The organism is Streptomyces sp. SirexAA-E (genome assembly GCF_000177195.2).
GTDB classification, from domain to species: Bacteria; Actinomycetota; Actinomycetes; order Streptomycetales; family Streptomycetaceae; genus Streptomyces; species Streptomyces flavovirens.
The window spans coordinates 4,383,709-4,402,223 of the sequence record NC_015953.1; the positions used below are offsets into that span (position 1 = coordinate 4,383,709).

Here is an 18,515-nt window from a genome sequence, read left to right on the forward strand (position 1 = left end):
ACGCCCTGGCACTTGCGCCGGGGCGTTTCGTCTTTCCCGGCCCCTTCTGAGCGGTCCTCATCACCCGGAAGGAGGCCGACGCTCATGGCAAGGCCCGACAAGGCTGCCGCGGTGGCCGAGCTGACGGACCAGTTCCGCAGCTCGAACGCCGCCGTGCTGACCGAGTACCGGGGTCTCACCGTGGCACAGCTCAAGGAGCTGCGCCGTTCGCTCGGTGAGAACGCCCAGTACGCCGTGGTGAAGAACACGCTGACCAAGATTGCGGCCAACGAGGCCGGGATCAACGCGCTGGACGACCTGTTCTCGGGTCCGACGGCGGTTGCCTTCGTCACCGGTGACCCGGTGGAGTCGGCGAAGGGTCTTCGTGACTTCGCCAAGGACAACCCCAACCTCATCATCAAGGGCGGTGTCCTTGACGGTAAGGCGCTGTCCGCCGATGAGATCAAGAAGCTCGCGGACCTCGAGTCCCGCGAGGTTCTGCTCTCCAAGCTGGCCGGTGCCATGAAGGGCAAGCAGTCTCAGGCTGCCGCGCTCTTCCAGGCGCTGCCCTCGAAGTTCGTCCGCACCGCGGAAGCGCTTCGTGCCAAGAAGGAAGAGCAGGGCGGTGCCGGTACTCCGGCTCCCGCCGAGGCCGCAGAGTAATCACGCTCCGCGGTCCAGCGGGCTCCACGTACGCCCGCCGACATATACATCCGGCACCAGCCGAATAGTGGAAGGACGCCTGTCATGGCGAAGCTGTCCCAGGACGACCTGCTCGAGCAGTTCGAAGGCATGACCCTCATCGAGCTCTCCGAGTTCGTGAAGGCCTTCGAGGAGAAGTTCGACGTCACCGCCGCCGCCCCGGTCGCCGCCGCCGGCGTTGCCGCTCCGGGCGCTCCGGTCGAGGCCGCCGCCGAGCAGGACGAGTTCGACGTCATCCTCACCGGCGCCGGCGAGAAGAAGATCCAGGTCATCAAGGTCGTGCGTGAGCTGACCTCGCTGGGTCTGAAGGAGGCCAAGGACCTCGTCGACGGCGCTCCGAAGCCGGTCCTCGAGAAGGTCGCCAAGGAGGCCGCGGAGAAGGCTGCCGAGTCCCTCAAGGGCGCCGGCGCCTCCGTCGAGGTCAAGTGACCCCTGGAGTCCCCGGACTCCTGTAGGACGGCCCCTGCCACGCGCGGGGACGTCCCATCGCGAAGGGCGATCACCCATCCGGGTGGTCGCCCTTCGGCGTGCTCCGGGAGGCTGCCTTGATCTTCTGCCGGTGACGAGTAGGGTGATCTTCGCCGTGCGTCTCTCCGGGGGCGTCAACCGGTGTCCCTGGGCGACGGGTGAAGATCGCGGGGCGACCGTCCGGGCCGCAGGGCCTTGACGAACCGCACGCGGCGCGCAATTCTCAGGACGCGTCGTCATCTCGATCCGGTTCCGAGGCATGGATCGCGAGCGAAGAGGGCAGTAAAGAAGAGCGCGCACCGCGCGAGGTCTATTCATAGGTGTTGAGAACAGCTGTTGCGAGCTACGAGGGTCTCTGAGAACCCCGACTGGACATCAGTGTGGCACTTGGCTACACTGACCCTTTGCGCTGCCTGTTAGCTGCCTCCTGCCCGTCACCAGGGGCATGCCCACGCCTAGCACCGATGACCGGATCGTCCCTGACCTAGGGATTTCTGTCGCTGTGCGTGGCTTGGGGCCGGTACGCGCGTAGTGAGTCCGAGCCCTCGGAAGGACCCCCTCTTGGCCGCCTCGCGCAACGCCTCGACCTCGAATACGAACAACGGTGCCAGCACCGCCCCGCTGCGCATCTCTTTTGCAAAGATCAAGGAGCCCCTCGAGGTTCCGAACCTCCTCGCGCTGCAGACCGAGAGCTTTGACTGGCTCCTCGGCAACGCCGCGTGGAAGGCTCGCGTCGAGGCTGCTCTGGACAGCGGACAAGACGTCCCCACCAAGTCCGGCCTGGAGGAGATCTTCGAGGAGATCTCCCCGATCGAGGACTTCTCCGGGTCGATGTCGCTGACGTTCCGCGACCATCGCTTCGAGCCCCCGAAGAACTCGATCGACGAGTGCAAGGAGCGCGACTTCACGTTCGCCGCCCCGCTCTTCGTCACCGCCGAGTTCACCAACAACGAGACCGGCGAGATCAAGTCCCAGACGGTCTTCATGGGCGACTTCCCGCTCATGACCAACAAGGGCACCTTCGTCATCAACGGCACCGAGCGTGTCGTCGTGTCGCAGCTCGTCCGCTCGCCGGGCGTCTACTTCGACTCCTCCATCGACAAGACGTCCGACAAGGACATCTTCTCCGCCAAGATCATCCCGTCCCGGGGTGCCTGGCTGGAGATGGAGATCGACAAGCGCGACATGGTCGGTGTCCGTATCGACCGCAAGCGCAAGCAGTCCGTCACCGTCCTCCTGAAGGCGCTCGGCTGGACCACCGAGCAGATCCTCGAGGAGTTCGGCGAGTACGAGTCCATGCGCGCCACCCTGGAGAAGGACCACACCCAGGGCCAGGACGACGCGCTGCTCGACATCTACCGCAAGCTGCGCCCGGGCGAGCCGCCCACGCGCGAGGCCGCTCAGACGCTGCTCGAGAACCTCTACTTCAACCCGAAGCGCTACGACCTCGCGAAGGTCGGCCGCTACAAGGTGAACAAGAAGCTCGGCGCCGACGAGCCGCTCGACGCGGGTGTCCTCACCAGCGACGACATCATCGCGACCATCAAGTACCTGGTGAAGCTGCACGCCGGCGAGACCGAGACGATCGGTGAGTCGGGCCGGGAGATCGTCGTCGAGACCGACGACATCGACCACTTCGGCAACCGCCGTCTGCGCAACGTCGGCGAGCTCATCCAGAACCAGGTCCGTACGGGTCTCGCCCGTATGGAGCGCGTCGTGCGTGAGCGCATGACCACCCAGGACGTCGAGGCGATCACGCCGCAGACCCTGATCAACATCCGGCCGGTCGTCGCCTCCATCAAGGAGTTCTTCGGCACCAGCCAGCTGTCGCAGTTCATGGACCAGAACAACCCGCTGTCGGGTCTCACCCACAAGCGCCGCCTGTCGGCGCTCGGTCCGGGTGGTCTCTCCCGTGAGCGGGCCGGCTTCGAGGTCCGAGACGTGCACCCGTCCCACTACGGACGCATGTGCCCGATCGAGACCCCCGAGGGCCCGAACATCGGTCTGATCGGTTCGCTCGCCTCGTACGGCCGCGTCAACGCGTTCGGCTTCATCGAGACGCCGTACCGCAAGGTCGTCGACGGTCAGGTCACCGACGAGGTCGACTACATCACCGCCGACGAGGAGGACCGCTTCGTCATCGCCCAGGCGAACGCGACGCTCTCCGACGAGCTGCGCTTCACCGAGCCCCGCGTCCTGGTCCGCCGCCGTGGCGGAGAGGTCGACTACGTGCCCGGCACGGACGTCGACTACATGGACGTCTCGCCGCGCCAGATGGTGTCCGTCGCCACCGCGATGATCCCCTTCCTGGAGCACGACGACGCCAACCGTGCCCTCATGGGCGCGAACATGATGCGCCAGGCGGTGCCGCTCATCAAGTCGGAGGCCCCGCTCGTGGGCACCGGCATGGAGTACCGCTGCGCCACCGACGCCGGTGACGTGCTCAAGGCCGAGAAGGACGGTGTGGTCCAGGAGGTCTCCGCGGACTACATCACCGTCACCAACGACGACGGCACGTACACCACGTACCGCATCGCCAAGTTCTCGCGCTCCAACCAGGGCACCTCGGTCAACCAGAAGGTCGTCGTCTCCGAGGGCGACCGGGTCGTCGAGGGCCAGGTCCTCGCCGACGGGCCGGCCACCGAGAACGGTGAGATGGCGCTCGGCAAGAACCTCCTCGTGGCGTTCATGCCGTGGGAGGGCCACAACTACGAGGACGCGATCATCCTGTCGCAGCGCCTCGTGCAGGACGACGTCCTCTCCTCGATCCACATCGAGGAGCACGAGGTCGACGCCCGGGACACCAAGCTCGGCCCGGAGGAGATCACCCGGGACATCCCGAACGTCTCCGAAGAGGTCCTCGCCGACCTCGACGAGCGCGGCATCATCCGTATCGGTGCCGAGGTCGTCGCCGGCGACATCCTCGTCGGCAAGGTCACGCCCAAGGGTGAGACCGAGCTGACCCCCGAGGAGCGCCTGCTCCGCGCGATCTTCGGTGAGAAGGCGCGCGAGGTGCGCGACACCTCGCTGAAGGTGCCGCACGGCGAGATCGGCAAGGTCATCGGCGTCCGCGTCTTCGACCGTGAAGAGGGCGACGAGCTGCCGCCGGGCGTGAACCAGCTGGTCCGCGTCTACGTCGCGCAGAAGCGCAAGATCACCGATGGTGACAAGCTCGCCGGCCGTCACGGCAACAAGGGCGTCATCTCCAAGATCCTGCCGATCGAGGACATGCCGTTCCTGGAGGACGGCACCCCGGTCGACATCATCCTCAACCCGCTGGGTGTCCCGTCCCGAATGAACCCGGGACAGGTCCTGGAGATCCACCTCGGCTGGCTCGCCAGCCGCGGCTGGGACGTCTCCGGCCTCGGTGACGAGTGGGCACAGCGCCTGCAGGCCATCGGCGCCGACCAGGTCGCCCCCGGCACCAACGTCGCCACGCCCGTCTTCGACGGTGCGCGCGAGGACGAGATCTCCGGTCTCTTCGGAGCCACGATCCCGAACCGCGACGGCGACCGCCTGGTGCAGCCCTCCGGCAAGGCCCAGTTGTTCGACGGCCGCTCCGGCGAGCCGTTCCCGGACCCGGTTTCGGTCGGGTACATGTACATCCTCAAGCTGCACCACCTGGTCGACGACAAGCTCCACGCCCGTTCGACCGGCCCGTACTCCATGATCACGCAGCAGCCGCTGGGTGGTAAGGCGCAGTTCGGTGGGCAGCGATTCGGCGAGATGGAGGTGTGGGCCCTTGAGGCTTACGGCGCCGCATACGCCCTCCAGGAGCTGCTGACGATCAAGTCCGACGACGTGACCGGCCGCGTGAAGGTGTACGAGGCGATCGTCAAGGGCGAGAACATCCCCGAGCCGGGCATTCCCGAGTCCTTCAAGGTGCTCATCAAGGAGATGCAGTCGCTCTGCCTCAACGTGGAGGTGCTGTCCTCGGACGGCATGTCCATCGAGATGCGCGACACGGACGAGGACGTCTTCCGCGCGGCGGAGGAGCTCGGTATCGACCTGTCCCGGCGCGAGCCGAGCAGCGTCGAAGAGGTCTGACGGGTTGTCCGGCCGGATCCCCGTGATCCGGCCGGCTCTCCCCGGACCCGTTCAGACCATTGCTGAAGTGCCCCGATTTCTCGCGTGAAGCGAGGGGGCTCGAACCCCCGAAAGAGGGATTGACGACAAGTGCTCGACGTCAACTTCTTCGACGAGCTGCGGATCGGCCTTGCCACCGCGGACGACATCCGGACCTGGTCCCACGGCGAAGTGAAGAAGCCGGAGACCATCAACTACCGCACGCTCAAGCCCGAGAAGGACGGACTCTTCTGCGAGAAGATCTTCGGTCCGACCCGGGACTGGGAGTGCTACTGCGGCAAGTACAAGCGTGTCCGCTTCAAGGGCATCATCTGTGAACGCTGTGGCGTCGAGGTCACGCGCGCCAAGGTGCGCCGTGAGCGCATGGGCCACATCGAGCTTGCCGCTCCCGTCACCCACATCTGGTACTTCAAGGGCGTCCCGTCGCGCCTGGGCTACCTGCTGGACCTCGCGCCGAAGGACCTCGAGAAGGTCATCTACTTCGCCGCGTACATGATCACGTTCGTCGACGAGGAGCGCCGCACCCGCGACCTCCCGTCGCTGGAGGCGCACGTCTCCGTCGAGCGCCAGCAGATCGAGAACCGCCGCGACTCGGACCTCGAGAACCGCGCCAAGAAGCTCGAGACCGACCTGGCCGAGCTCGAGGCCGAGGGTGCCAAGGCCGACGTGCGCCGCAAGGTGCGCGAAGGCGCCGAGCGCGAGATGAAGCAGCTGCGTGACCGTGCGCAGCGCGAGATCGACCGTCTCGACGAGGTGTGGAGCCGCTTCAAGAACCTCAAGGTCCAGGACCTCGAGGGCGACGAGCTGCTCTACCGCGAGCTGCGTGACCGCTTCGGCACGTACTTCGACGGCTGCATGGGCGCCGCCGCGCTGCAGAAGCGCCTGGAGTCCTTCGACCTCGACGAGGAGGCCGAGCGCCTCCGCGAGATCATCCGTACCGGCAAGGGCCAGAAGAAGACCCGTGCGCTCAAGCGCCTCAAGGTCGTCTCCGCGTTCCTGCAGACCAGCAACAAGCCCAAGGGCATGGTGCTCGACTGCGTGCCGGTCATCCCGCCGGACCTGCGTCCGATGGTGCAGCTGGACGGTGGCCGCTTCGCGACCTCCGACCTGAACGACCTGTACCGCCGCGTGATCAACCGCAACAACCGCCTCAAGCGTCTCCTCGACCTCGGTGCCCCCGAGATCATCGTGAACAACGAGAAGCGGATGCTGCAGGAGGCCGTCGACGCGCTGTTCGACAACGGCCGCCGCGGTCGCCCGGTCACCGGTCCCGGCAACCGCCCGCTGAAGTCCCTGAGCGACATGCTCAAGGGCAAGCAGGGCCGTTTCCGTCAGAACCTCCTCGGCAAGCGCGTGGACTACTCCGCGCGTTCCGTGATCGTCGTCGGCCCGCAGCTCAAGCTGCACCAGTGCGGTCTGCCGAAGGCGATGGCGCTGGAGCTCTTCAAGCCGTTCGTGATGAAGCGCCTGGTGGACCTGAACCACGCGCAGAACATCAAGTCGGCCAAGCGCATGGTCGAGCGCGGCCGCACCGTCGTGTACGACGTCCTCGAAGAGGTCATCGCCGAGCACCCGGTGCTGCTGAACCGTGCGCCCACCCTGCACCGCCTCGGCATCCAGGCCTTCGAGCCGCAGCTGGTCGAGGGCAAGGCCATCCAGATCCACCCGCTCGTCTGCACCGCGTTCAACGCGGACTTCGACGGTGACCAGATGGCCGTGCACCTGCCGCTCTCCGCGGAGGCGCAGGCCGAGGCCCGCATCCTGATGCTGTCCTCGAACAACATCCTGAAGCCGGCCGACGGCCGTCCCGTCACCATGCCGACCCAGGACATGGTGCTGGGCCTCTTCTTCCTCACCACGGACGACGAGGGCCGCAACGTCAAGGGCGCGGACCGGGCCTTCGGGTCCACGGCCGAGGCGATCATGGCCTTCGACGCCCGCGAGCTGTCGCTCCAGGCGAAGGTCGACATCCGCTTCCCGGTGGGCACCATCCCGCCGCGTGGCTGGGTGCCTCCGGTCGCCGAGGAGGGCGAGCCCGAGTACCAGCCGGGTGACACCTTCCGGCTGCGTACGAGCCTGGGCCGCGCGCTCTTCAACGAGCTGCTGCCCGAGGACTACCCGTTCGTCGACTACTCGGTGGGCAAGAAGCAGCTCTCCGAGATCGTCAACGACCTGGCCGAGCGCTACCCCAAGGTGATCGTGGCGGCGACGCTCGACAACCTGAAGGCCGCCGGTTTCCACTGGGCGACCCGCTCCGGCGTCACCGTCGCCGTGTCGGACATCGTCGTGCCCGAGGCCAAGAAGGCCATCGTCAAGGGCTACGAGGACCAGGACGAGAAGGTCCAGAAGCAGTACGAGCGCGGTCTGATCACCAAGGACGAGCGCACGCAGGAGCTCATCGCGATCTGGACCAAGGCGACCAACGAGGTCGCCGAGGCGATGAACGCGAACTTCCCGAAGACGAACCCCATCTTCATGATGGTCGACTCGGGTGCCCGAGGAAACATGATGCAGATGCGTCAGATCGCGGGTATGCGTGGTCTGGTGTCGAACGCGAAGAACGAGACCATCCCGCGTCCGATCAAGGCGTCCTTCCGTGAGGGCCTCACGGTGCTGGAGTACTTCATCTCCACGCACGGTGCCCGTAAGGGTCTGGCGGACACCGCCCTGCGTACCGCCGACTCGGGTTACCTGACCCGTCGTCTGGTGGACGTCTCGCAGGACGTGATCATCCGCGAGGAGGACTGCGGCACCGACCGCGGCCTCAAGCTGAAGATCGCCGTCAAGGGTGCGGACGGTGTGCTCCGCAAGACGGAGGACGTCGAGACCTCGGTCTACGCCCGCATGCTCGCCGAGGACGTCGTCGTCGACGGCAAGGTCATCGCGCCTGCCAACGTCGACCTCGGTGACGTCCTGATCGACGCCCTGGTGGGCGCCGGCGTCGAGGAGGTCAAGACCCGCTCGGTCCTGACCTGTGAGTCCGCGGTCGGCACCTGTGCCTTCTGCTACGGACGTTCGCTCGCCACCGGCAAGCTGGTCGACATCGGTGAGGCGGTCGGCATCATCGCCGCCCAGTCCATCGGTGAGCCCGGTACCCAGCTGACGATGCGTACCTTCCACACCGGTGGTGTGGCCGGTGACGACATCACCCAGGGTCTGCCGCGTGTCGTCGAGCTCTTCGAGGCCCGTACGCCCAAGGGTGTCGCGCCGATCTCGGAGGCCAAGGGCCGCGTCCGTATCGAGGAGACCGAGAAGACCAAGAAGCTCGTCGTCACCCCGGACGACGGCAGCGAGGAGACGGCGTTCCCGATCTCCAAGCGTGCCCGTCTCCTGGTCGGCGAGGGGGACCCGGTCGAGGTGGGCCAGAAGCTCACCGTCGGTGCCACCAACCCGCACGACGTGCTGCGGATCCTCGGTCAGCGCGCGGTCCAGGTCCACCTGGTCGGCGAGGTCCAGAAGGTCTACAACTCGCAGGGTGTGTCGATCCACGACAAGCACATCGAGATCATCATCCGGCAGATGCTGCGCCGTGTGACGATCATCGAGTCCGGCGACGCGGAGCTGCTGCCGGGCGAGCTCGTCGAGCGCTCGAAGTTCGAGACCGAGAACCGTCGTGTGGTCACCGAGGGCGGTCACCCCGCCTCCGGCCGTCCGCAGCTGATGGGTATCACCAAGGCCTCGCTGGCGACGGAATCCTGGCTGTCGGCCGCCTCCTTCCAGGAGACGACCCGAGTGCTGACGGACGCGGCGATCAACGCCAAGTCCGACTCGCTCATCGGCCTCAAGGAGAACGTCATCATCGGTAAGCTCATCCCGGCCGGTACGGGTCTGTCCCGCTACCGCAACATCCGGGTGGAGCCGACCGAGGAGGCCAAGGCCGCGATGTACTCGGCCGTCGGTTACGACGACATCGACTACTCGCCGTTCGGTACGGGCTCCGGCCAGGCCGTTCCGCTGGAGGACTACGACTACGGTCCGTACAACCAGTAGAAGTGAGTGAGAAGGGCGCCCACCCCGTCGCGTACGGGGTGGGCGCCCTTCCGCGTGCCCGGTGGCCGGCCGTGAGGTCGGTCACCCGGCGTGACCGGCGCCGGTGCGGGCGGGGAGCGTCGGGCGAGCCGTGGCCAGGACGTTTTCGCTGGTGAGAGGCGTTGTGCTGGACGTGCGGCCGCCGCGGCGGGGGAGTGGGGCGGCCGGGGGCGCCGGATGCCGGGTTCCGGCGGTCCGCGGTGGACAGCATTTGTTTTGACCCAGGTCCGTGAGGTAGGTACGCTCAAGCCTTGTGCCTGGGGTGTGCCTGGGCTCGTGTGCGTGTCCTCAACCGCATGGCGAGTCCGTTTGTGGTCACTGCAATCTGCGCTTTCTCCGCCTCGCGGCGGGAGCTCGCAGTATTCGACACACCCGACCGCGTGGGTCGGCGAGTGTTCCAGGTTAGTTTCACGAACGGCACACAGAAACCGGAGAAGTAGTGCCTACGATCCAGCAGCTGGTCCGGAAGGGCCGGCAGGACAAGGTCGAGAAGAACAAGACGCCCGCGCTCGAGGGTTCGCCCCAGCGTCGCGGTGTCTGCACGCGTGTGTTCACGACCACCCCGAAGAAGCCGAACTCGGCGCTCCGTAAGGTCGCGCGTGTGCGTCTGACCTCCGGCATCGAGGTCACGGCCTACATCCCGGGTGAGGGACACAACCTGCAGGAGCACTCCATCGTGCTCGTGCGTGGTGGCCGTGTGAAGGACCTGCCGGGTGTTCGTTACAAGATCATCCGCGGCTCCCTTGACACCCAGGGTGTCAAGAACCGCAAGCAGGCCCGCAGCCGCTACGGCGCCAAGAAGGAGAAGTAAGAATGCCTCGTAAGGGCCCCGCCCCGAAGCGCCCGGTCATCATCGACCCGGTCTACGGTTCTCCTCTTGTCACCTCGCTGATCAACAAGATCCTGCTCAACGGCAAGCGCTCCACCGCCGAGCGGATCGTGTACGGCGCCATGGAAGGCCTCCGCGAGAAGACCGGCGCTGACCCGGTCATCACGCTGAAGCGCGCGCTTGAGAACGTCAAGCCCTCGCTCGAGGTCAAGTCCCGCCGTGTCGGTGGCGCCACCTACCAGGTGCCGATCGAGGTCAAGCCCGGTCGCGCCGCCACCCTCGCTCTGCGCTGGGTCGTCGGTTACTCCCGCGCCCGCCGCGAGAAGACCATGACCGAGCGCCTCATGAACGAGCTGCTCGACGCCTCCAACGGTCTTGGCGCAGCTGTCAAGAAGCGCGAGGACACCCACAAGATGGCCGAGTCCAACAAGGCCTTCGCGCACTACCGCTGGTAGTCGCTTCCCCATCGAGACCGAGAGAAGATTGAGCCTTATGGCCACCACTTCGCTTGACCTGGCCAAGGTCCGCAACATCGGGATCATGGCCCACATCGACGCGGGCAAGACGACCACCACCGAGCGGATCCTCTTCTACACCGGCGTTTCGTACAAGATCGGTGAAGTCCACGACGGCGCAGCCACGATGGACTGGATGGAGCAGGAGCAGGAGCGCGGCATCACGATCACGTCGGCCGCGACGACCTGTCACTGGCCGCTCGATGATGTCGATCACACGATCAACATCATCGACACCCCGGGTCACGTCGACTTCACCGTCGAGGTGGAGCGTTCGCTCCGCGTCCTCGACGGCGCCGTCACCGTGTTCGACGGTGTGGCGGGCGTCGAGCCGCAGTCCGAGACCGTGTGGCGTCAGGCGGACCGCTACGGCGTTCCGCGTATCTGCTTCGTCAACAAGCTCGACCGCACCGGCGCCGAGTTCCTGCGCTGCGTCGACATGATCAAGGACCGCCTCGGCGCGACCCCGATCGTGATGCAGCTGCCGATCGGCGCCGAGGCCGACTTCGAGGGCGTCGTCGACCTCGTCACCATGAAGGCGTACGTCTACTCGGCGGAAGCCTCCAAGGGCGAGATGTACGACACCGTCGACATCCCGGCGAACCTCGTGGACGCCGCTGAGGAGTGGCACGCCAAGCTCGTCGAGGTCGTCGCGGAGAACGACGACCAGGTGATGGAGCAGTACCTGGAGGGCAACGAGCCCTCCGTGGAGGAGCTCTACGCGGCGGTCCGCCGTATCACCCTCAACTCCGGCAAGGCCGGCGAGACCACGGTCACCCCCGTGTTCTGCGGTACCGCGTTCAAGAACAAGGGCGTTCAGCCCCTGCTCGACGCCGTCGTCCGCTACCTGCCGTCCCCCCTGGACATCGAGGCCATCGAGGGCCACGACGTCAAGGACCCGGAGCTGGTCGTCAAGCGCAAGCCGTCCGACGACGAGCCGCTGTCGGCACTCGCGTTCAAGATCATGAGCGACCCGCACCTCGGTAAGCTCACCTTCGTCCGGGTCTACTCGGGCCGCCTCGAGGCCGGCACCGCGGTGCTGAACTCGGTCAAGGGCAAGAAGGAGCGCATCGGCAAGATCTACCGCATGCACGCGAACAAGCGTGAGGAGATCGCGTCGGTGGGCGCCGGTGACATCGTCGCCGTCATGGGCCTGAAGCAGACCACCACCGGTGAGACGCTGTCGGACGACAAGAACCCGGTGATCCTGGAGTCCATGGACTTCCCGGCGCCGGTCATCCAGGTCGCCATCGAGCCCAAGTCCAAGGGCGACCAGGAGAAGCTGGGTGTCGCCATCCAGCGTCTCTCGGAGGAGGACCCCTCCTTCCAGGTGCACTCGGACGAGGAGACCGGCCAGACCATCATCGGTGGTATGGGCGAGCTTCACCTCGAGGTGCTCGTCGACCGCATGAAGCGCGAGTTCCGCGTCGAGGCGAACGTCGGCAAGCCCCAGGTCGCGTACCGCGAGACGATCCGCAAGACCGTCGAGCGTATCGACTACACGCACAAGAAGCAGACTGGTGGTACCGGCCAGTTCGCGAAGGTGCAGATCGCCCTCGAGCCCATCGAGGGTGGCGACGCCTCCTACGAGTTCGTCAACAAGGTCACCGGTGGCCGCATCCCCCGTGAGTACATTCCCTCGGTGGACGCGGGTGCCCAGGAAGCCATGCAGTTCGGCATCCTGGCCGGTTACGAGATGGTCGGCGTCCGCGTCACCCTTCTCGACGGTGGTTACCACGAGGTCGACTCCTCGGAGCTCGCCTTCAAGATCGCCGGTTCGCAGGCGTTCAAGGAGGGTGCCCGCAAGGCGTCCCCCGTGCTCCTGGAGCCGATGATGGCCGTCGAGGTCACCACGCCCGAGGACTACATGGGCGATGTGATCGGCGACCTCAACTCCCGCCGTGGCCAGATCCAGGCCATGGAGGAGCGCAGCGGCGCTCGCGTCGTGAAGGGCCTCGTGCCCCTCTCGGAGATGTTCGGCTACGTCGGAGACCTCCGCAGCAAGACCTCGGGTCGCGCAAGCTACTCGATGCAGTTCGACTCCTACGCCGAGGTTCCGCGGAACGTCGCCGAGGAGATCATCGCGAAGGCCAAGGGCGAGTAACTCTTCCGAGCACACGCTTTAGGCTTGTCACCGGAGCCCGGTCGGGCATTCGTCGTCGCGCGAGAGCAGCGCGGCGAATGCCCCCGGCACCGGCATTCCAGCAAAGATCACCTGGCGCCGATGAAGCAAGGCGTACAGAACCACTCAGGAGGACCCCAGTGGCGAAGGCAAAGTTCGAGCGGACTAAGCCGCACGTCAACATCGGCACCATCGGTCACATCGACCACGGTAAGACGACCCTCACGGCCGCCATTACCAAGGTGCTGCACGACGCGTACCCGGACCTGAACGAGGCCTCGGCCTTCGACCAGATCGACAAGGCTCCTGAGGAGCGCCAGCGCGGTATCACCATCTCGATCGCGCACGTCGAGTACCAGACGGAGTCGCGTCACTACGCGCACGTCGACTGCCCGGGTCACGCCGACTACATCAAGAACATGATCACCGGTGCGGCGCAGATGGACGGCGCCATCCTCGTGGTCGCCGCCACCGACGGCCCGATGCCGCAGACCAAGGAGCACGTGCTCCTGGCCCGCCAGGTCGGCGTTCCGTACATCGTCGTCGCCCTGAACAAGGCCGACATGGTGGACGACGAGGAGATCCTGGAGCTCGTCGAGCTCGAGGTCCGTGAGCTCCTCTCCGAGTACGAGTTCCCGGGCGACGACCTCCCGGTCGTCAAGGTCTCGGCGCTCAAGGCGCTCGAGGGCGACAAGGAGTGGGGTGAGTCCGTCCTCAACCTGATGAAGGCTGTCGACGAGTCCATCCCGCAGCCCGAGCGTGACGTCGACAAGCCGTTCCTCATGCCGATCGAGGACGTCTTCACGATCACCGGTCGCGGTACGGTCGTCACCGGCCGCATCGAGCGTGGTGTCCTCAAGGTCAACGAGACCGTTGACATCGTGGGCATCAAGCAGGAGAAGACCACCACCACGGTCACCGGCATCGAGATGTTCCGCAAGCTGCTCGACGAGGGCCAGGCCGGTGAGAACGTCGGTCTGCTCCTCCGTGGCATCAAGCGCGAGGACGTCGAGCGCGGCCAGGTCATCATCAAGCCCGGTTCGGTCACGCCGCACACCGAGTTCGAGGCCCAGGCCTACATCCTGTCGAAGGACGAGGGTGGCCGTCACACCCCCTTCTTCAACAACTACCGCCCGCAGTTCTACTTCCGTACCACGGACGTGACGGGCGTTGTGACCCTTCCCGAGGGCACCGAGATGGTCATGCCGGGTGACAACACCGTCATGTCCGTCGCGCTGATCCAGCCGGTCGCCATGGAAGAGGGCCTGAAGTTCGCCATCCGTGAGGGTGGCCGGACCGTGGGCGCCGGCCAGGTCACCAAGATCGTCAAGTAGTCACTTGACCGTCTGACCTGGTTGCTCCGCACAAGAGCACCAGAAGGGCCCCGCACCTCTGCAGAGGTGCGGGGCCCTTCCGCGTGTACGGGCGTGGGGACGACGGGTCAGACGCCCGCGACCGACTGGATCCAGGAGCGGTACGCGGTGACGTTCGTGTACGCCGTCGTGGTCTGGCGGTCGCTGGTGGAGGCGACGCCGACCTGGACGCCGCCGGCCATCATGGGGCCGCCCGAGTCGCCGCCGGCGGTGATGCCGTTGCCGCGCCGGGCGCAGATCGCGGAGCCGCCGTAGGCGTCGGTGCAGCCGCTGGTGACGGTGACGTCGGCGACCTTGAGGTAGCGGGACTGGCAGGTGGCCTCGGAGCCGCACTGGGAGGTGGCGCCCCAGCCGTAGACCTGCACGTTCTGCCCGACCCTCACCGTGCCGGGCTGGCCGAGCCGGGCGTAGGTGCCCTGCACGGAGCGGTCCAGGCGTACCAGTGCGAGGTCGGCGCCGTGGGTGTAGGTCTGGACGCCGTTGGCCACGGTGCCGCCGCTGTACTGGTCGAGGCTGCCGATGCGGAAGGACAGGCCGCCGGAGGTGACGCAGTGCTTGGCGGTGAGGATCCAGGTCGGGGCGATGAGCGTGGAGGAACAGGTCTCGCTGCCGTTGGACAGGAGGCGGGCGGCCCAGGGGGCGCTCTGGGCGTAGCCGCCGCCGATGATGGGCTGCACGGCCTGGGCCGCCGGTGCGGGGGCGGCCTCGGTGGCCGACGCGGTGGGGGAGAGCAGGGCGAGGACGGTGACCGCCGCGGCCGAGACGGCGGGGACCAACCTGGCTATGCGCATGGTTCCTCGTTTCGCGAGGACACGCCGGGGCGTGTCTGTGGGGGTCGGATCGACGGCCCCAGATTCCCGGAGAACGGTGGTGCCGGGTACCTCACGCCTGCCCATGTCACGGCGTTATGCCGGGGCGGGAGACTTCGGCGAGGACGGCCGTGGCGGGTCTGTCGCGGGCCTGATGCGCGGGAACCGCCGGGCGGACTCTGCCGGGCAGGACGGCTGACGGCGTAGGCGTCTTCCGGACTCCGGACTCCGGGCTTCTGTCGCGTCTGCCGGGGGCGTCGGTGGTCCGTTTCCGACCGTGGCCTTGATGAAGCTCCCCTCGCGTACGGCGGCCTCGGCGGCGGAGCACCGGTGTGGATGTCGGTGGTGTGCGGCAGGGTGGTGCCATGAGGACGAGACTGGGGACTGTGGCGATCACGGGCGCTGCCGGGCGGATCGGATCGGTGGTGCGGGCGGGCCTGCGTGACGAGGTGACGCGGTTGGTGCTCATCGATCGGGTGGGGCTCACCGCGCGGACACCGGCAGAGGACGTTCACCAGCTCGACCTGCGCGGTGCCGAAGCGGTGGCAGCAGCCCTGGAGGGCGTGGACGCGGTGGTGCACCTGGGCGGGGTCCCTGACGAGGCGCCCTTGCCGGAACTGCTGGACGCGAATGTCCGGGGGACGCACCACGTGCTGGAGGGAGCGCGTCGGCAGGGGGTGCGGCGGGTCGTGCTGGCCGGCAGCAACCGTGTGAGCGGCTTCTACTCGGTCGCGGAGACCGTGACACCCGAGATGCCCGCGCGACCGGACGGGCTGTACGGGGTCAGCAAGGTCGCGGTGGAGGCGCTCGGGCGCCTGTACGCGGACAAGTTCGGCCTGTCGGTGGTGTGCCTGCGGATCGGGAGCTTCGAGGACGAGCCGAGCGAGCGACGGCATCTGTCCACGTGGCTGAGCCCCCGCGACGGCCTCGGTTTCGTCCGGACGGCTCTCACCGCTGCGGACGTGGGCTTCAAGACCGTCTACGCGGTGTCCGCCAACACCCGCGGCTTCTGGGACACCGATGCCGGGGCGGAGTTGGGCTACACGCCCGTGGACGACGCCGAAGCCTTCGCCTCGCGTCTTCCGGCCGGCCAGGACCCGGCCGGGACCGATCCGCAGGGCGGCGAGTACGCCGACGCGGAATACACCCTCCGGCACATGTGAGGACCGGCTCGGCCGCCGGGGGCCGGGCATGTCAGCCGCAGGGGCCGACGGTGTCCGGCGTGTGCCTCCGTCCGGCCGACGGGCTCAGTGGCGCCCTCCCTCGGCGGGCCGTCACGGCCGCCAGAGCCAGGGCAGCGCGTCCGTCCCCAGCCCCACGACCGTGGGCCGGCCCTCGGCGCCGAGCTGGAGCGCGGGCCCGTCCAGGGGCACCGGCCCGGTCGTCCGTACGGCGAGTGCCCCGCCGGCGCGGAGTTGGAGTCGGCCCTCCTCGCTGCGGCCGAGCAGGACCGTGCCCCGGGGCGAGGCGGCGGCGATGACGGGCCCGTACCCGTCGAGGCCGGTGAGGTCCGCCGCGGTGTCGCCGTGGACCGCGGTGAGCTCGGCCCTGGCCTGCCCCCGGTGGTACACCTCCACCGTGCCGTCCGCGCCGGTCAGCGCGGCCGGGGACGTGCCGGGCACGGGGCCCGCGTCGAGCTGGGTGCGGGCGGTCAGCCCGGAGCCCGGGACGTCCTGGGTCCAGTGGTGGACGGCGTGGTGGCCGGCCCCGTACACATGGACCCGGCCGTCGCCGTCCACGGTGGTGGTGAGGCCGTCCTGCACCTCGCCGCCGCCCATGTCCCGCCAGGCGCCCCAGCGGCCGGACGCGTCCCGCACCCGGGTGGCGAGGCCCTTCTCGGCGGTCCGTACGAAGAGGTGGACGCGGCCGTCGGGGGCCGCCTGGGCCACCGGGACACCGATGCGGCGGCCCTCGTCGCGGTCGGGGCAGGGCGTGCCGAGGCCACGCCAGGGAGCGAAGTCCCCGCCGGGGGCGCGTTGTTCCAGGAGCGCGATCTCGCGTTCGTTGTCGGCGCCGTGTCCGCCGAGCGCGGAGAAGCGCAGACCGAAGAGGAGGAGCCGTCCGTCGGGTGCGGTGGCCGAGCCCAGGGCGGGGGCCAGCGGTCCGCCGCCGAGGTCCTCGGGCGGCCCCCAGAGACCGCTGCCCGGTGCGCTCTCGCGCCAGCGGCGCAGACGCAGCCCGAGCACGGCGTACGCGGCGAGCCGCCCGTCGGGCCCGGTGGCCGTGACGACGCGGGGCCCCGGGTAGCGGTGGTGGGTGGAGCGGACCCATCCCTTGCGGTTGGTCAGCGGCCGCTTCCCGCCCACGTTGTAGTCACCGCACCCGGCCGGGTTGCCGCACTCCCAGTCGGGTGCGCCGCCGTACGGGACGAGGTGGGAGGCCTTCTCGGCCAGCACCTTCGGCGGCAGGTTCTTGGGCCAGTGCCGGTTGTAGTAGGCGCGGTAGGACGTCACCGCGAAGGTCGGGACCGCACCGCCCGCGGCCGTCGTCCGGGCCACCCAGCGGATCATCGCGGCCCAGCTGAAGCAGGCGGCCGCGGTGTGGTCCGCGTGGTCGGAGTAGCCGCGCTGCTCGCTGTCCGCGCGGCGGGCGGTCTCGGTGCTGTGCTGGATGTCCGGGTCGGGGTCCAGGGTGTGGACGACGGTGGGGCGGTGGCGCTCCAGCAGCCCGACGAGCACGTCCAGCAGCCCGTCGTACGTGTACGAACCGGCGTGCCGCAGCGGTGATCCGTCGGCGACGACGGTGCGCAGGGAGAGGTGCCGGTCCTGCCAGAGGCTGGGCAGCCCGAGGCGGTGGCGGGTGGTGTGCATCGCGGTGTTCAGGAAGACCAGCTCGACCTGGCGCACGCCGTCGGTGAGGATGTCGACCTCGGCCCGGTGGTGGCCGTCGAGCTCGGCGACGGTCGTCTCCCAGGGCGTGAACCGGTCCAGCCCGAGCAGGGTCGCGTACGCCTGGCGGAGACCCTGGTGGCGGGCGGAGGAGTAGGCGGCCTTGTCGGGGGCGGGCCGCGGGGCGCCCGGGATCTTGTTGACGCCGTCGGCCTCGCCCGCCGTGAGGTAGACGCAGACCAAGGGGGTACCGGCGTCGAGGGCCTGCTGGGTGTCCGGGTTCATGAAGTACAGGTCGTCGTCCGGGTGGGCGAGTATCTGCATCATCAGGGCCCGCCGGCCGGTGCCTGTCGCCAGGCCGGGCGCCGGGTCGGCGGGCGCGTCGCTGCGCCGGGGCGGCGGCACGGAACAGGCACCGAGGGCGGCGGCACCGGTACCGGCGGCCAGCGCGGCGACGACCGCGCGGCGCCGCACACCGGTCCGCGCCGGGCCCGGGACGTCCAGGTGCGCGCGGGATCGATCCGTCATGCCGTGAGCTCCATCCGCTTCCCCCGCAGCGGGCGGCCGGCTGCCTGGTGCTGCGTACCCGTCGATCGACGGAGGCCGGCCGGTCGGGCCGCCCCGCACGGACAGACGTGGATCGACGGGGGCCGGTTGCCTGGACCGTCGGGCCTGTGGCGTACGGAACGGGCCCCCGGCCCCGACGACATGGCCGGGGGCCCGGACCGGTCGCGGCGCCCGGGCCCTGGGCCTGCGGCAGGTTCCCGCCGATCCG

11 protein-coding genes are annotated in these 18,515 nt (G+C 68.2%); 9 read left to right on the top strand and 2 right to left on the bottom strand.

What is annotated here, in order from left to right; all coding sequences use genetic code 11:
• The first annotated feature begins 84 nt into the window (after positions 1-84).
• From rplJ to tuf, 8 genes are all read left to right on the top strand, one after another.
• Positions 85-642: a 50S ribosomal protein L10 gene (rplJ, locus tag SACTE_RS19680; RefSeq protein ID WP_014047769.1), complete on the top strand. Its 558-nt coding sequence runs from the start codon at positions 85-87 to the stop codon at positions 640-642.
• 84 nt (positions 643-726) lie between these two features.
• Complete coding sequence (rplL, locus tag SACTE_RS19685) at positions 727-1,110, top strand: 50S ribosomal protein L7/L12 (RefSeq protein ID WP_014047770.1); 384 nt, start codon at positions 727-729, stop codon at positions 1,108-1,110.
• Positions 1,111-1,710: 600 nt separating this feature from the next.
• Positions 1,711-5,196 carry a DNA-directed RNA polymerase subunit beta gene (gene rpoB / locus SACTE_RS19690; RefSeq protein WP_014047771.1) on the top strand — a complete coding sequence of 1,162 codons (3,486 nt, stop codon included), beginning with the start codon at positions 1,711-1,713 and terminating at the stop codon, positions 5,194-5,196.
• Between the two features lie 129 nt (positions 5,197-5,325).
• Positions 5,326-9,225: a DNA-directed RNA polymerase subunit beta' gene (locus tag SACTE_RS19695; protein WP_014047772.1), complete on the top strand. Its 3,900-nt coding sequence runs from the start codon at positions 5,326-5,328 to the stop codon at positions 9,223-9,225.
• A 478-nt stretch (positions 9,226-9,703) separates the two neighbouring features.
• Positions 9,704-10,075 (top strand): 30S ribosomal protein S12, encoded by a 372-nt coding sequence (gene rpsL / locus SACTE_RS19700; protein WP_003948652.1) that lies wholly within the window; start codon positions 9,704-9,706, stop codon positions 10,073-10,075.
• Positions 10,076-10,077: 2 nt separating this feature from the next.
• Positions 10,078-10,548 (top strand): 30S ribosomal protein S7, encoded by a 471-nt coding sequence (rpsG, locus tag SACTE_RS19705; RefSeq protein WP_014047773.1) that lies wholly within the window; start codon positions 10,078-10,080, stop codon positions 10,546-10,548.
• 37 nt (positions 10,549-10,585) lie between these two features.
• Positions 10,586-12,712 (top strand): elongation factor G, encoded by a 2,127-nt coding sequence (gene fusA, locus SACTE_RS19710; protein WP_014047774.1) that lies wholly within the window; start codon positions 10,586-10,588, stop codon positions 12,710-12,712.
• Between the two features lie 158 nt (positions 12,713-12,870).
• A complete protein-coding gene (gene tuf / locus SACTE_RS19715) occupies positions 12,871-14,064 on the top strand; it encodes an elongation factor Tu (protein ID WP_014047775.1) in 1,194 nt (397 codons plus the stop codon).
• Between the two features lie 107 nt (positions 14,065-14,171).
• On the opposite strand, the gene SACTE_RS19720 is transcribed toward tuf, so the two are convergent.
• Positions 14,172-14,894 carry a trypsin-like serine protease gene (locus tag SACTE_RS19720; RefSeq protein ID WP_014047776.1) on the bottom strand — a complete coding sequence of 241 codons (723 nt, stop codon included), beginning with the start codon at positions 14,892-14,894 and terminating at the stop codon, positions 14,172-14,174.
• Between the two features lie 383 nt (positions 14,895-15,277).
• Between SACTE_RS19720 and SACTE_RS19725 the strand changes: the two genes are divergently transcribed.
• Complete coding sequence (locus SACTE_RS19725; protein WP_014047777.1) at positions 15,278-16,075, top strand: NAD(P)-dependent oxidoreductase; 798 nt, start codon at positions 15,278-15,280, stop codon at positions 16,073-16,075.
• A 111-nt stretch (positions 16,076-16,186) separates the two neighbouring features.
• Here the strand turns inward: SACTE_RS19725 and SACTE_RS19730 are convergent, their stop codons facing one another.
• Positions 16,187-18,268, bottom strand: a complete 2,082-nt coding sequence (locus SACTE_RS19730) for a PIG-L family deacetylase (protein ID WP_014047778.1) — start codon at positions 18,266-18,268, stop codon at positions 16,187-16,189.
• Between the last annotated feature and the right edge of the window lie 247 nt (positions 18,269-18,515).